This window comes from Rhizobium gallicum bv. gallicum R602sp (assembly GCF_000816845.1).
GTDB classification, from domain to species: Bacteria; Pseudomonadota; Alphaproteobacteria; order Rhizobiales; family Rhizobiaceae; genus Rhizobium; species Rhizobium gallicum.
In genome coordinates, this window is sequence record NZ_CP006877.1 from 1,580,318 (window position 1) to 1,591,495 (window position 11,178).

The window sequence follows — 11,178 nt, forward strand, 5'->3', positions numbered from 1 at the left end:
CTTCGGGGACTAGCAGAATGGAGAGCCGAAAATGGCAAAGAGTAAGTTTGAGCGCAACAAGCCGCACGTTAACATCGGCACGATCGGCCACGTTGACCACGGCAAGACGTCTCTGACGGCGGCGATCACGAAGTACTTCGGCGAGTTCAAGGCGTATGACCAGATCGACGCTGCGCCGGAAGAAAAGGCTCGCGGGATCACGATTTCGACGGCGCATGTCGAGTATGAGGCGGCCAACCGCCACTACGCGCACGTCGACTGCCCCGGCCACGCCGACTACGTCAAGAACATGATCACCGGTGCCGCACAGATGGACGGCGCGATCCTGGTGTGCTCGGCTGCCGACGGCCCGATGCCGCAGACCCGCGAACACATCCTGCTCGCCCGCCAGGTCGGCGTTCCGGCAATCGTCGTGTTCCTGAACAAGGTCGACCAGGTCGACGACGCCGAGCTTCTCGAGCTCGTCGAGCTGGAAGTGCGCGAACTGCTGTCGTCCTACGACTTCCCGGGCGACGACATCCCGGTTGTCAAGGGTTCGGCGTTGGCTGCTCTTGAAGATTCCGACAAGAAGATTGGCGAAGACGCGATCCGCGAACTGATGGCCCAGGTCGACGCCTACATCCCGACGCCTGAGCGTCCGATCGACCAGCCGTTCCTGATGCCGATCGAAGACGTGTTCTCGATCTCGGGCCGCGGTACGGTCGTGGCCGGCCGCGTCGAGCGCGGTATCGTCAAGGTTGGCGAAGAAGTCGAGATCGTCGACATCCGCCCGACCTCGAAGACGACGGTGACCGGCGTTGAAATGTTCCGCAAGCTGCTTGACCAGGGCCAGGCCGGCGACAACATCGGCGCACTGATCCGCGGCGTGAACCGCGACGGCGTCGAGCGTGGCCAGATCCTGTGCAAGCCGGGTTCGGTGAAGCCGCACAAGAAGTTCAAGGCTGAAGCCTACATCCTGACGAAGGAAGAAGGCGGCCGTCATACGCCGTTCTTCACCAACTACCGTCCGCAGTTCTACTTCCGCACGACGGACGTGACGGGCATCGTGACGCTGCCGGAAGGCACCGAAATGGTGATGCCGGGCGACAACGTCACGGTTGACGTCGAGCTGATCGTGCCGATCGCCATGGAAGAAAAGCTGCGCTTCGCCATCCGCGAAGGCGGCCGCACCGTCGGCGCCGGTATCGTTGCATCGATCGTCGAGTAATCTTTTAGGCAAGCGGCCCCAGGGCCGCTTGCTTATGACATAAAAATGTAGCAAATGGCGCGCGAGCGCGATTTGCGTCTGCTTCGGCTTCGAGGCAGGCAATGAACAGACAAGGTGGGCCTTAAGGCCTGGAGACTGGAAAGGGACATCGTTTTCGGTGTCCCCTTCGATCTTTGAAACCGGTGGTCCGCCTTAGGAAAAGAAGAACAGCCCGTGCCGTTTTGTTGGCACGCGAAGAACAAACACAAGGATAACGTCGAATGAACGGCCAAAATATCCGCATTCGCCTGAAGGCGTTCGATCACCGAATTCTCGATGCTTCCACGCGCGAGATTGTGTCGACGGCGAAGCGCACCGGAGCTAGTGTCCGGGGCCCCGTTCCGCTTCCGACCCGCATCGAGAAGTTTACGGTCAACCGGTCCCCGCACATCGACAAGAAGAGCCGCGAGCAGTTCGAGATGCGCACGCATAAGCGCCTCCTCGACATCGTAGACCCGACCCCGCAGACGGTGGACGCGCTGATGAAGCTCGATCTCGCCGCCGGTGTCGATGTTGAGATCAAGCTCTGAGCCTGGCTCGAGCGGATTTGGAAGGATTGAACCGATGCGTTCAGGTGTGATTGCACAGAAGGTGGGAATGACCCGCGTCTACAACGACGCCGGCGAGCATGTCCCGGTAACGGTATTGCGTATGGAAGGCTGCCAGGTCGTTTCTACGCGCACTGTGGAAAAGAATGGCTATACCGCAGTTCAGCTCGGTGCTGGCCAGGCGAAGGTTAAGAACACGTCCAAGGCGATGCGCGGCAACTTTGCCGTCGCCAACGTCGAGCCGAAGGCCAAACTCGCAGAATTCCGCGTTTCGGAAGACAACCTGCTCGAGGTCGGCACCGAGCTCAAGGCTGGTCACTTCGCTGCAGGTCAGCTCGTCGACGTGACGGGTACGACAATCGGTAAGGGCTTTGCCGGCGCCATGAAGCGCCACGGCTTCGGCGGTCTGCGCGCCACGCACGGTGTGTCCGTTTCGCACCGTTCGCATGGTTCGACGGGTTCGCGTCAGGATCCAGGCAAGGTTTTCAAGAACAAGAAGATGGCTGGTCACATGGGCCAGACGCGCGTAACGACTCAGAACCTGGAAGTAGTTTCGACCGATGAAGATCGCGGTCTGATCCTGATCAAGGGTGCAGTACCCGGTTCCAAGGGTGCCTGGATCATCGTGCGCGATGCCGTCAAGTCGGCAGCGAAGTAAGGAGCCGGACCAATGGAATTCAACGTCAAGACCCTCGAGGGAAAAGACGCAGGGAAGGTTTCTCTCTCTGACGCGATTTTCGGCCTCGAGCCCCGCGAAGACATTCTTGCCCGCGTCATCCGCTGGCAGCTTGCCAAGAAGCAGCAGGGCACGCACCAGGCAAAGGGCCGCGCGGACGTTTCGCGCACCGGCGCCAAGATGTACAAGCAGAAGGGTACGGGCCGGGCTCGTCACCATTCTGCTCGCGCTCCGCAGTTCCGCGGCGGTGGTAAGGCTCACGGCCCGGTCGCACGAAGCCACGAGCACGACCTTCCGAAGAAGGTTCGCGCTCTCGGCCTGCGCCACGCTCTGTCGGCCAAGTTCAAGTCCGAGGACGTCATCGTCATCGACAATCTGGTCGCTGCTGAAGCAAAGACCAAGGCTCTCGCATCCGTTTTTGAGACGCTGGGCCTGACCAATGCGCTCTTCATCGGCGGCGCTGAGCTTGACGGCAACTTCAAGCTTGCAGCAAAGAACATCCCGAACATCGATGTTCTGCCGATCCAGGGCATCAACGTTTACGACATCGTGCGCCGCGGCAAGCTCGTGCTTTCCAAGGCTGCCGTTGAAGCTCTAGAGGAGCGTTTCAAGTGACCGATCTTCGCCACTACGATGTGATCGTCTCGCCGGCGATCACCGAAAAGTCCACGCTGGTATCGGAAAACAACCAGGTTGTTTTCAACGTCGCCAAGGCGGCCACGAAGCCGGAAATCAAGGCTGCAGTCGAGGCGCTCTTCGGCGTCAAGGTCACGGCCGTCAACACTCTGCTCCGCAAGGGCAAGACCAAGCGTTTCCGCGGTTTTGTAGGCAAGCAGAAGGACGTGAAGAAGGCTGTCGTGACGCTGGCTGAAGGCCAGACGATCGACGTCTCCACCGGTCTCTGAGGAATAAGAAAATGGCATTGAAAACATTCAATCCTACGACCCCGAGCCAGCGCCAGCTCGTCATCGTTGACCGTTCTGGCCTGTGGAAGGGCAAGCCGGTCAAGGTGCTGACGGAAGGCCTGACCTCCAAGGGTGGCCGCAACAACGCCGGCCGCATTACGGTCCGCTTCCAGGGCGGCGGTCATAAGCGCACCTATCGTCTCGTCGACTTCAAGCGCCGCAAGTTTGACGTCGAGGGCACGGTCCAGCGTATCGAATATGACCCGAACCGCACGGCATACATCGCGCTCGTAACCTACACGGACGGCGAACAGGCCTACATCCTCGCTCCGCAGCGCCTCGCTGCCGGCGACAAGGTCATCGCTTCCGACAAGGCCGTCGACGTGAAGCCGGGCAACACCATGCCGCTTCAGTTCATCCCGGTCGGCTCCATCATCCACAACGTGGAAATGAAGCCGGGCAAGGGCGGTCAGATCGCACGTTCGGCTGGCGGTTACGCACAGCTCGTCGGCCGCGACCAGGGCATGGCGATCCTTCGCCTGAACTCGGGCGAGCAGCGCCTTGTCCACGGCACCTGCCTGGCGACGATCGGTGCCGTTTCCAACCCGGACCACGGCAACATCAATGATGGCAAGGCCGGCCGTTCGCGCTGGCGTGGCAAGAAGCCGCACAACCGCGGCGTCGTCATGAACCCGGTCGACCATCCGCACGGCGGTGGTGAAGGCCGCACCTCGGGTGGCCGTCATCCGGTCACCCCGTGGGGCAAGCCGACCAAGGGCAAGCGCACCCGGTCGAACAAGTCGACCGACAAGATGATCATGCGCTCGCGTCATCAGCGTAAGAAGTAAGAGAGGAAGTCTCCAATGGCTCGTTCAGTATGGAAAGGTCCGTTCGTTGACGGCTATCTTCTCAAGAAGGCTGAGAAGGTTCGTGAAGGCGGACGTGCAGAAGTAATCAAGATCTGGAGCCGTCGCTCCACGATCCTGCCGCAATTCGTCGGTCTCACCTTCGGCGTCTACAATGGCAGCAAGCATGTTCCGGTCAGCGTCAATGAAGACATGGTCGGTCACAAATTCGGTGAATTCTCTCCGACCCGGACCTATTACGGTCACGGTGCGGACAAGAAGGCAAAGAGGAAGTAACAATGGGCAAGGCAAAAGCCGAACGCCGGCTGAAGGACAACGAGGCGCAAGCAGTCGCCCGCACGCTCCGCGTCAGCCCACAGAAGCTCAACCTGGTTGCTGCGGCCATCCGCGGCAAGAAGGTTGACCGCGCACTCGCTGAGCTGGAGTTCTCCCGCAAGCGCATCGCAGGCGCCGTCAAGAAGACGCTCGAATCTGCGATCGCCAACGCCGAGAACAACCACGATCTCGACGTCGACTCGCTGGTCGTAGCAGAAGCCTATGTCGGCAAGTCGATCGTCATGAAGCGCTTCCACGCTCGTGGCCGCGGCCGTGCATCTCGCATCGAGAAGCCGTTCGCCCACCTGACGATCGTCGTCCGCGAAGTGCAGGCACAAGAGGAGGCCGCATAATGGGTCAGAAAATCAATCCAATCGGTTTCCGTCTTGGCATCAACCGCACCTGGGATAGCCGCTGGTTCGCGGACAATGCCGAGTACGGTCAGCTCCTGCACGAAGACCTGAAGATGCGCAAGTTCGTCATGAGCGAACTGAAGCAGGCTGGTATTGCAAAGGTCGTCATCGAGCGTCCGCACAAGAAGTGCCGCGTCACGATCCACTCGGCTCGCCCGGGTCTGATCATCGGCAAGAAGGGTGCAGACATCGACAAGCTTCGCAAGAAGCTGTCGGACATGACGAACTCCGAAACGCACCTCAACATCGTCGAAGTGCGCAAGCCGGAAGTCGACGCGACGCTCGTCGCACAGTCGATTGCCCAGCAGCTGGAACGCCGCGTGGCTTTCCGCCGCGCCATGAAGCGCGCTGTTCAGTCGGCAATGCGTCTTGGCGCCGAAGGCATCAGGATCACCTGCGCAGGCCGTCTCGGCGGCGCGGAAATCGCTCGTACCGAATGGTACCGCGAAGGCCGCGTTCCGCTGCACACCCTGCGTGCGGACATCGATTACGGTACGGCTGAAGCCGAAACCGCATTCGGCATCTGCGGCATCAAGGTCTGGATCTTCAAGGGCGAAATCCTTGAACACGATCCGCTGGCCTCCGAGCGCCGCGCACTCGAGGGTGACGCTCAGGGTCCGGCAAGCCGTGATCGCGATCGTCGCCGCGACAACGCTTGATAGCGTTGGTGGCAGATAAGTTCGGAGAATAAGAAAATGTTGCAGCCAAAGCGTACCAAGTACCGCAAGCAATTCAAGGGCCGCATCAAGGGCGTCGCCAAGGGTGGTTCCGACCTCGCCTTCGGTGAATTCGGCCTGAAGGCTCAGGAGCCCAACCGCGTCAACGCACGTGAAATCGAAGCGGCCCGCCGCGCGATCACGCGCTACATGAAGCGCGCCGGCCGTGTATGGATCCGCGTGTTCCCGGACGTTCCGGTAACCGCAAAGCCGACCGAAGTCCGCATGGGTAAGGGTAAGGGTTCTGTCGAATATTGGGCATGCAAGGTCAAGCCTGGCCGCATGATGTTCGAGATCGACGGCGTCACCGAAGAAATCGCCCGCGAGGCGCTTCGTCTCGGCTCGGCCAAGCTCTCGGTCAAGACGCGCTTCGTTCAGCGCATTGCAGAGTAAGGAGAGGCAGATGAAAGCCGAAGAAGTCCGCGGCCTCACGGCCGATCAGCTCAAGGACAAGCTCGCCAACCTCAAGAAGGAGCAGTTCAACCTGCGCTTCCAGAAGGCAACCGGCCAGCTCGAAAAGTCCTCGCGCATCAACGAAGTCCGCAAGGACATCGCCCGCGTGAAAACCATTGCCCGCCAGAAGGCGGCAGAAGCAAAGGCGTAAAGGAAAAATAACATGCCGAAGCGCATTCTGCAGGGCGTTGTCGTTGGCGACAAGAACGAGAAGACTGTCGTAGTTCGCGTTGAGCGCCGTTTTGCTCACCCGCTGCTTCAGAAGACCGTTCGTCGTTCCAAGAAGTACAAGGCCCACGACGAAAACAACCAGTACAAGATCGGCGATACCGTATCCATCGAGGAATGCGCACCGATCTCCAAGGACAAGCGCTGGACGGTCATTTCCGCCCAGGGCAAGTAACAGAATTTTGCGCGAGGCCTTGCGTCTCGCCGAAATTTCTGTATGAAGCAGCGTCAGAACGCTCGAATGCCGGGCGTTCTTTTGCTTTGAGCGCATGGAAGGTCCCGTCGGGAAACCACCTTGGCACGATTTTTCCCGCGCTATTCAAGCTATTGCCGTGTCTGTACCCGCCCGTGAGGCGGGTTCGGCGGGCTGACAATTTTCATGAGCCGGGGTAGGGGGCGCAAGCCCAACCATTCCGGTAAAACAAGAAGGCGACCTGATATGATTCAGATGCAAACAAACCTCGACGTCGCGGATAATTCCGGCGCACGTCGTGTCATGTGCATCAAGGTGCTGGGCGGCTCGAAGCGCAAGTATGCCTCGATCGGCGACGTCATCGTCGTTTCGATCAAGGAAGCGATCCCGCGCGGCCGCGTGAAGAAGGGTGACGTGATGAAGGCGGTGGTTGTTCGTACCGCCAAGGAAATCCGTCGCGTGGATGGCAGCATCATCCGCTTCGACACGAATGCAGCAGTCCTCATCGACAACAAGAAAGAGCCGATCGGCACCCGTATCTTCGGACCGGTTCCGCGCGAACTTCGCGCCAAGAACCACATGAAGATCATCTCGCTGGCTCCCGAAGTACTGTAAGGAGCGGGAACGATGCAGAAGATTCGTAAAGGCGACAAGGTCGTCATGCTCGCAGGCAAGGACAAAGGCCGTACCGGCGAAGTCCTCCAGGTTCTGCCGAAGGAAGATCGCGCGGTCGTCCGTGGCGTCAACGTCGTCAAGCGCCACCAGCGCCAGACGCAGACGCAGGAAGCCGGCATCATCAGCAAGGAAGCCTCGGTTCACCTGTCCAACATTGCAATCGTCGACAAGGACGGCAAGCCGACCCGCGTCGGTTTCAAGGTCGTTGACGGCAAGAAGGTCCGTGTGGCCAAGCGTTCTGGAGATGTGATCGATGGCTGAGGCAAAGTACGAGCCGCGGCTCAAGAAGGAATATGTCGAGCGCATCCGCAAGGCGATGCAGGAGAAGTTCTCCTATGCCAACGAGATGCAGATCCCGAGGCTCGACAAGATCGTAATCAACATGGGTGTTGGCGAAGCAACGGCCGACTCGAAGAAGCCGACGATTGCCGCAGCCGACCTGGCAGCGATCGCTGGCCAGAAGGCAGTCATCACCCGTGCACGCAACTCCATCGCTGGCTTCAAGGTCCGCGAGCAGATGCCGATCGGCGCCAAGGTCACCCTGCGTGGCGCCCGCATGTACGAGTTCCTGGACCGTCTCGTGAACATCGCGCTTCCGCGCGTTCGCGACTTCCGCGGCCTGAACCCGAAGAGCTTTGACGGCCGTGGCAACTTCGCCATGGGCATCAAGGAGCACATTGTGTTCCCTGAGATCAACTACGACAAGGTTGATCAGATGTGGGGCATGGACATCATCGTTTGCACGACGGCAACGAAGGACGACGAAGCACGGGCTCTGCTGACAGAGTTCAACTTCCCGTTCCGTCAGTAACCGTAACGACGAGCGTAGAAAAGGAACCTGACATGGCGAAGACAAGCGCAGTTGAAAAGAACAAGCGCCGCCGTACTACGGTCGCAAACCAGGCTGCCAAGCGTGCAGTCCTGAAGGCGATCATCATGAACCAGTCTCTTCCGATCGAAGAACGGTTCAAGGCCTCGATCAAGCTGGCATCCCTGCCGCGCGATGGATCGAAGACCCGCATTCGCAACCGTTGCGAAGTATCGGGCCGCCCGCGCGCGTACTACCGCAAACTGCGCATGTCGCGTATCGCGCTGCGTGAGCTGGGCAATCTCGGCAAGGTGCCGGGCATCGTCAAGTCGAGCTGGTAAGGAGCAGGTTAGATGACAATGACTGATCCGTTGGGCGATATGCTCACTCGCATCCGCAACGGCGCTTCCCGCCGCAAGTCGTCGGTATCGACGCCTGCGTCCAAGCTCCGTGCACGCGTTCTCGATGTCCTGCAGTCCGAAGGCTACATCCGTGGCTATTCCGTTGTCGATTTCGGCAATGGCAAGTCGGAACTCAGCATCGAGCTGAAGTACTACGAAGGCACGTCGGTGATCCGTGAGATCGGCCGTGTGTCCAAGCCGGGCCGCCGGGTTTATGTCTCGGTCAAGTCCATTCCGCAGGTCGCGAACGGTCTCGGCATCACCATCCTTTCGACTCCGAAGGGCGTGATGGCCGATCACCAGGCTCGCGAACAGAACGTTGGTGGCGAGGTTCTTTGCTCTGTCTTCTAAGACAGGGCAGGGATCTCCATTGCGAACAGACAGGATTTAAACATGTCTCGTATCGGTAAGAAGCCCGTTCAGGTACCTGCTGGAATCACGGCTACGGTCGATGGCCAGAAGGTTACTGCAAAGGGCCCGAAGGGCGAGCTGTTCTTCGTCGCAAACGACGAAGTCGGCGTAAAGCTCGAAGATAACGCGGTCGTGGTCACGCCGCTCAACCAGACCAAGGATGCTCGCGCAAAGTGGGGTATGTCCCGCACAATGATCGAGAACATCTTCAAGGGCGTCAAGGACGGTTACGAGCGCAAGCTCGAAATCAACGGCGTTGGTTATCGTGCATCCATGCAGGGCAAGAACCTGCAGCTGGCTCTCGGTTTCAGCCACGACGTGGTCTATGAGCCGCCGGTCGGTATCTCGATCGCTGTTCCGAAGCCGACGGAAATCGTCGTCACCGGCATCAACAAGCAGCAGGTCGGTCAGGTCGCCGCCGAAATCCGCGAATACCGCGGTCCCGAGCCCTACAAGGGCAAGGGCGTGAAGTATGCCGACGAGCGCATCGTCCGCAAAGAAGGCAAGAAGAAGTAAGGATCACGCGAAATGGCTAGCAGGAAAGAAGCACTTGCACGTCGTGCCAACCGCGTGCGCCGTCAACTCAAGTCGGTGGCCAATGGCCGTCCGCGCCTGTCGGTTCATCGCTCCTCGAAGAACATCTACGCACAGATCATCGATGATGTGGCCGGCAAGACGCTTGCGGCTGCCTCCACGCTCGACAAGGATCTGCGCGGTTCTCTGAAGACCGGTGCCGACACCGCAGCAGCTGCCCTCGTCGGCAAGCTCGTTGCAGAGCGCGCCTCCAAGGCAGGCGTCAAGGAAGTCGTATTCGACCGTGGCGCCTTCATCTATCACGGCCGCATCAAGGCTCTTGCAGAAGCAGCCCGCGAAGGCGGTCTGACCTTCTAAGGAGATTTCCGGCCGCGCGTCTTTTGGACAGCGGCCGGATTTTCACCGGACCGCAAACGCTCCCGCAAGGGAGACCGATGCGGTCCTCGTTTGTTTGCCGATTGCACCCGGAAAAGAAAAAGGAAGAGGACAATGGCACAGGAAAGAAGGGGTTCTCGCGAAGATCGCCAGAGCCGCGAAGAGCGCGACAGCGAATTCGTCGACAAGCTTGTCGCGATCAACCGCGTCGCTAAGGTTGTTAAGGGTGGCCGCCGTTTCGGTTTCGCCGCTCTCGTCGTCGTCGGTGACCAGAAAGGCCGCGTAGGCTTCGGTCATGGTAAGGCACGCGAAGTGCCGGAAGCGATCCGCAAGGCAACGGAAGCCGCCAAGCGCGAGCTGATCTTCGTTCCCCTGCGTGAAGGCCGAACCCTGCATCACGATGTCCATGGCCGCCATGGCGCCGGCAAGGTTCTGCTGCGCTCGGCCAAGGTCGGTACCGGTATCATCGCCGGCGGTCCGATGCGCGCCGTTTTCGAAACGCTCGGCGTTCACGACGTTGTCGCCAAGTCGACCGGTTCCTCGAACCCGTACAACATGGTTCGCGCAACCTTCGACGCTCTGAAGCACCAGGTTCACCCGAAGGACATCGCAGCTCAGCGCGGCATCAAGTATGCTACGCTCCAGGCTCGCCGTGCTGCCTCCGGCAACGCCTCTGAAGAATAAGAGGAGTCTGACCCATGGCTAAGGCTACCAAGAAGACCGAAGCGAAGACGGTTACCGTCGAGCAGATCGGCAGCCCGATTCGCCGGCCGGCTGTACAGCGCCAGACGCTGATCGGCCTCGGCCTCAACAAGATGCACCGGACCCGCACCCTGGAAGATACGCCTTCCGTTCGCGGCATGATCCGTGCTGTCCAGCATCTCGTTCGCGTCGTCGACGAGAAGTGAGACGGAGGTTATCATCATGAAACTCAATGAAATCAGAGATAACGAAGGTTCGACCCACAGCCGCAAGCGCCTCGGCCGCGGTATCGGTTCGGGCTCGGGCAAGACCGGTGGTCGCGGTGTGAAGGGTCAGAAGTCCCGTTCCGGCGTCGCCATCAACGGTTTTGAAGGTGGTCAGATGCCAATCTACCGCCGTCTGCCGAAGCGCGGCTTCACGAACATCTTCAAGGCTGACTTCGTCGTCGTCTCTCTCGCACGCATCCAGGCTGCGATCGACGCCGGCAAGCTCGATCCCAAGGCGACTGTCGACGCCGCAGCCCTCAAGGCCGCCGGCGTGATCCGTCGCGCCAAGGACGGCGTTCGCGTTCTCGCCGACGGCGAGCTGAAGGCAAAGATCAAGCTCGAAGTCGCAGGCGCTTCCAAGCCCGCCGTCGAGAAGATCGAAAAGGCCGGCGCTTCGATCACGCTTCTTTCTGCCGCAGCGGCAGAATAATAATCTTATGATATGTC

The 11,178-nt window shown here is 59.9% G+C and carries 22 protein-coding genes; all 22 read left to right on the top strand.

What is annotated here, in order from left to right; translation table 11 throughout:
• Nucleotides 1–31: 31 nt before the first annotated feature.
• The 22 genes from tuf (at nucleotide 32) to rplO (ending at nucleotide 11,161) form a co-directional block, all read left to right on the top strand.
• Nucleotides 32–1,207, top strand: a complete 1,176-nt coding sequence (tuf, locus tag RGR602_RS07775; protein ID WP_039844638.1) for an elongation factor Tu — start codon at nucleotides 32–34, stop codon at nucleotides 1,205–1,207.
• Between the two features lie 260 nt (nucleotides 1,208–1,467).
• Nucleotides 1,468–1,776, top strand: coding sequence for a 30S ribosomal protein S10 (gene rpsJ / locus RGR602_RS07780; protein WP_003547547.1), 309 nt, complete (start codon nucleotides 1,468–1,470; stop codon nucleotides 1,774–1,776).
• Nucleotides 1,777–1,810: 34 nt separating this feature from the next.
• Nucleotides 1,811–2,452 carry a 50S ribosomal protein L3 gene (rplC, locus tag RGR602_RS07785; protein ID WP_022718392.1) on the top strand — a complete coding sequence of 214 codons (642 nt, stop codon included), beginning with the start codon at nucleotides 1,811–1,813 and terminating at the stop codon, nucleotides 2,450–2,452.
• Nucleotides 2,453–2,464: 12 nt separating this feature from the next.
• On the top strand, nucleotides 2,465–3,085 hold the full coding sequence (gene rplD, locus RGR602_RS07790) for a 50S ribosomal protein L4 (RefSeq protein ID WP_022718391.1): 621 nt from the start codon (nucleotides 2,465–2,467) through the stop codon (nucleotides 3,083–3,085).
• Nucleotides 3,082–3,375: a 50S ribosomal protein L23 gene (locus RGR602_RS07795; protein WP_022718390.1), complete on the top strand. Its 294-nt coding sequence runs from the start codon at nucleotides 3,082–3,084 to the stop codon at nucleotides 3,373–3,375. Before rplD ends, RGR602_RS07795 begins: the two co-directional genes overlap by 4 nt.
• Nucleotides 3,376–3,386: 11 nt before the next feature.
• Nucleotides 3,387–4,223, top strand: coding sequence for a 50S ribosomal protein L2 (gene rplB, locus RGR602_RS07800; protein WP_039844639.1), 837 nt, complete (start codon nucleotides 3,387–3,389; stop codon nucleotides 4,221–4,223).
• 15 nt (nucleotides 4,224–4,238) lie between these two features.
• Nucleotides 4,239–4,517 (top strand): 30S ribosomal protein S19, encoded by a 279-nt coding sequence (rpsS, locus tag RGR602_RS07805; RefSeq protein WP_007531666.1) that lies wholly within the window; start codon nucleotides 4,239–4,241, stop codon nucleotides 4,515–4,517.
• A gap of 2 nt (nucleotides 4,518–4,519) precedes the next feature.
• Nucleotides 4,520–4,909 (top strand): 50S ribosomal protein L22, encoded by a 390-nt coding sequence (rplV, locus tag RGR602_RS07810; protein WP_022718388.1) that lies wholly within the window; start codon nucleotides 4,520–4,522, stop codon nucleotides 4,907–4,909.
• Nucleotides 4,909–5,628 (top strand): 30S ribosomal protein S3, encoded by a 720-nt coding sequence (gene rpsC / locus RGR602_RS07815; protein ID WP_022718387.1) that lies wholly within the window; start codon nucleotides 4,909–4,911, stop codon nucleotides 5,626–5,628. Before rplV ends, rpsC begins: the two co-directional genes overlap by 1 nt.
• Nucleotides 5,629–5,664: 36 nt before the next feature.
• Nucleotides 5,665–6,078, top strand: a complete 414-nt coding sequence (gene rplP, locus RGR602_RS07820) for a 50S ribosomal protein L16 (RefSeq protein WP_022718386.1) — start codon at nucleotides 5,665–5,667, stop codon at nucleotides 6,076–6,078.
• A 10-nt stretch (nucleotides 6,079–6,088) separates the two neighbouring features.
• Nucleotides 6,089–6,289 (top strand): 50S ribosomal protein L29, encoded by a 201-nt coding sequence (rpmC, locus tag RGR602_RS07825; protein WP_022718385.1) that lies wholly within the window; start codon nucleotides 6,089–6,091, stop codon nucleotides 6,287–6,289.
• A gap of 12 nt (nucleotides 6,290–6,301) precedes the next feature.
• A complete protein-coding gene (gene rpsQ, locus RGR602_RS07830) occupies nucleotides 6,302–6,541 on the top strand; it encodes a 30S ribosomal protein S17 (protein ID WP_003547557.1) in 240 nt (79 codons plus the stop codon).
• 264 nt (nucleotides 6,542–6,805) lie between these two features.
• The gene (gene rplN, locus RGR602_RS07835; RefSeq protein ID WP_018900268.1) at nucleotides 6,806–7,174 is read left to right on the top strand and encodes a 50S ribosomal protein L14; all 369 of its coding nucleotides are present in this window, start codon (nucleotides 6,806–6,808) and stop codon (nucleotides 7,172–7,174) included.
• Between the two features lie 12 nt (nucleotides 7,175–7,186).
• Nucleotides 7,187–7,495, top strand: coding sequence for a 50S ribosomal protein L24 (rplX, locus tag RGR602_RS07840; RefSeq protein WP_022718384.1), 309 nt, complete (start codon nucleotides 7,187–7,189; stop codon nucleotides 7,493–7,495).
• Nucleotides 7,488–8,045, top strand: a complete 558-nt coding sequence (gene rplE, locus RGR602_RS07845; protein ID WP_039844640.1) for a 50S ribosomal protein L5 — start codon at nucleotides 7,488–7,490, stop codon at nucleotides 8,043–8,045. The genes rplX and rplE overlap by 8 nt, the downstream gene beginning before the upstream one ends.
• A gap of 32 nt (nucleotides 8,046–8,077) precedes the next feature.
• Complete coding sequence (gene rpsN, locus RGR602_RS07850; protein WP_039844641.1) at nucleotides 8,078–8,383, top strand: 30S ribosomal protein S14; 306 nt, start codon at nucleotides 8,078–8,080, stop codon at nucleotides 8,381–8,383.
• Between the two features lie 12 nt (nucleotides 8,384–8,395).
• Nucleotides 8,396–8,794: a 30S ribosomal protein S8 gene (gene rpsH / locus RGR602_RS07855; RefSeq protein WP_022718381.1), complete on the top strand. Its 399-nt coding sequence runs from the start codon at nucleotides 8,396–8,398 to the stop codon at nucleotides 8,792–8,794.
• Nucleotides 8,795–8,836: 42 nt separating this feature from the next.
• Nucleotides 8,837–9,370 carry a 50S ribosomal protein L6 gene (gene rplF / locus RGR602_RS07860; protein ID WP_022718380.1) on the top strand — a complete coding sequence of 178 codons (534 nt, stop codon included), beginning with the start codon at nucleotides 8,837–8,839 and terminating at the stop codon, nucleotides 9,368–9,370.
• Between the two features lie 12 nt (nucleotides 9,371–9,382).
• Nucleotides 9,383–9,745, top strand: coding sequence for a 50S ribosomal protein L18 (gene rplR / locus RGR602_RS07865; RefSeq protein ID WP_022718379.1), 363 nt, complete (start codon nucleotides 9,383–9,385; stop codon nucleotides 9,743–9,745).
• A gap of 132 nt (nucleotides 9,746–9,877) precedes the next feature.
• The gene (rpsE, locus tag RGR602_RS07870) at nucleotides 9,878–10,447 is read left to right on the top strand and encodes a 30S ribosomal protein S5 (RefSeq protein WP_022718378.1); all 570 of its coding nucleotides are present in this window, start codon (nucleotides 9,878–9,880) and stop codon (nucleotides 10,445–10,447) included.
• A 14-nt stretch (nucleotides 10,448–10,461) separates the two neighbouring features.
• Entirely contained in the window at nucleotides 10,462–10,671 is a 210-nt protein-coding gene (gene rpmD, locus RGR602_RS07875) for a 50S ribosomal protein L30 (protein ID WP_022718377.1), read from the top strand.
• Between the two features lie 16 nt (nucleotides 10,672–10,687).
• Complete coding sequence (rplO, locus tag RGR602_RS07880) at nucleotides 10,688–11,161, top strand: 50S ribosomal protein L15 (RefSeq protein ID WP_039844642.1); 474 nt, start codon at nucleotides 10,688–10,690, stop codon at nucleotides 11,159–11,161.
• The last annotated feature ends 17 nt before the right edge of the window (nucleotides 11,162–11,178 follow it).

Excerpts from the sequence above, each read along its gene's own strand:
- rplP (WP_022718386.1), top strand. The coding sequence starts at position 5,665 with ATGTTGCAGCCAAAGCGTACCAAGTACCGCAAGCAATTCAAGGGCCGC.
- rplX (WP_022718384.1), top strand. The coding sequence starts at position 7,187 with ATGCAGAAGATTCGTAAAGGCGACAAGGTCGTCATGCTCGCAGGCAAG.
- rplD (WP_022718391.1), top strand. The coding sequence starts at position 2,465 with ATGGAATTCAACGTCAAGACCCTCGAGGGAAAAGACGCAGGGAAGGTT.
- rplR (WP_022718379.1), top strand. The coding sequence starts at position 9,383 with ATGGCTAGCAGGAAAGAAGCACTTGCACGTCGTGCCAACCGCGTGCGC.
- rpmC (WP_022718385.1), top strand. The coding sequence starts at position 6,089 with ATGAAAGCCGAAGAAGTCCGCGGCCTCACGGCCGATCAGCTCAAGGAC.
- rplV (WP_022718388.1), top strand. The coding sequence starts at position 4,520 with ATGGGCAAGGCAAAAGCCGAACGCCGGCTGAAGGACAACGAGGCGCAA.
- tuf (WP_039844638.1), top strand. The coding sequence starts at position 32 with ATGGCAAAGAGTAAGTTTGAGCGCAACAAGCCGCACGTTAACATCGGC.
- rpsQ (WP_003547557.1), top strand. The coding sequence starts at position 6,302 with ATGCCGAAGCGCATTCTGCAGGGCGTTGTCGTTGGCGACAAGAACGAG.
- rpsC (WP_022718387.1), top strand. The coding sequence starts at position 4,909 with ATGGGTCAGAAAATCAATCCAATCGGTTTCCGTCTTGGCATCAACCGC.
- rpsJ (WP_003547547.1), top strand. The coding sequence starts at position 1,468 with ATGAACGGCCAAAATATCCGCATTCGCCTGAAGGCGTTCGATCACCGA.
- rplC (WP_022718392.1), top strand. The coding sequence starts at position 1,811 with ATGCGTTCAGGTGTGATTGCACAGAAGGTGGGAATGACCCGCGTCTAC.
- rplE (WP_039844640.1), top strand. The coding sequence starts at position 7,488 with ATGGCTGAGGCAAAGTACGAGCCGCGGCTCAAGAAGGAATATGTCGAG.
- rpsE (WP_022718378.1), top strand. The coding sequence starts at position 9,878 with ATGGCACAGGAAAGAAGGGGTTCTCGCGAAGATCGCCAGAGCCGCGAA.
- rpmD (WP_022718377.1), top strand. The coding sequence starts at position 10,462 with ATGGCTAAGGCTACCAAGAAGACCGAAGCGAAGACGGTTACCGTCGAG.
- rpsN (WP_039844641.1), top strand. The coding sequence starts at position 8,078 with ATGGCGAAGACAAGCGCAGTTGAAAAGAACAAGCGCCGCCGTACTACG.
- rplN (WP_018900268.1), top strand. The coding sequence starts at position 6,806 with ATGATTCAGATGCAAACAAACCTCGACGTCGCGGATAATTCCGGCGCA.
- rplB (WP_039844639.1), top strand. The coding sequence starts at position 3,387 with ATGGCATTGAAAACATTCAATCCTACGACCCCGAGCCAGCGCCAGCTC.
- rplO (WP_039844642.1), top strand. The coding sequence starts at position 10,688 with ATGAAACTCAATGAAATCAGAGATAACGAAGGTTCGACCCACAGCCGC.
- rplF (WP_022718380.1), top strand. The coding sequence starts at position 8,837 with ATGTCTCGTATCGGTAAGAAGCCCGTTCAGGTACCTGCTGGAATCACG.
- rpsS (WP_007531666.1), top strand. The coding sequence starts at position 4,239 with ATGGCTCGTTCAGTATGGAAAGGTCCGTTCGTTGACGGCTATCTTCTC.
- rpsH (WP_022718381.1), top strand. The coding sequence starts at position 8,396 with ATGACAATGACTGATCCGTTGGGCGATATGCTCACTCGCATCCGCAAC.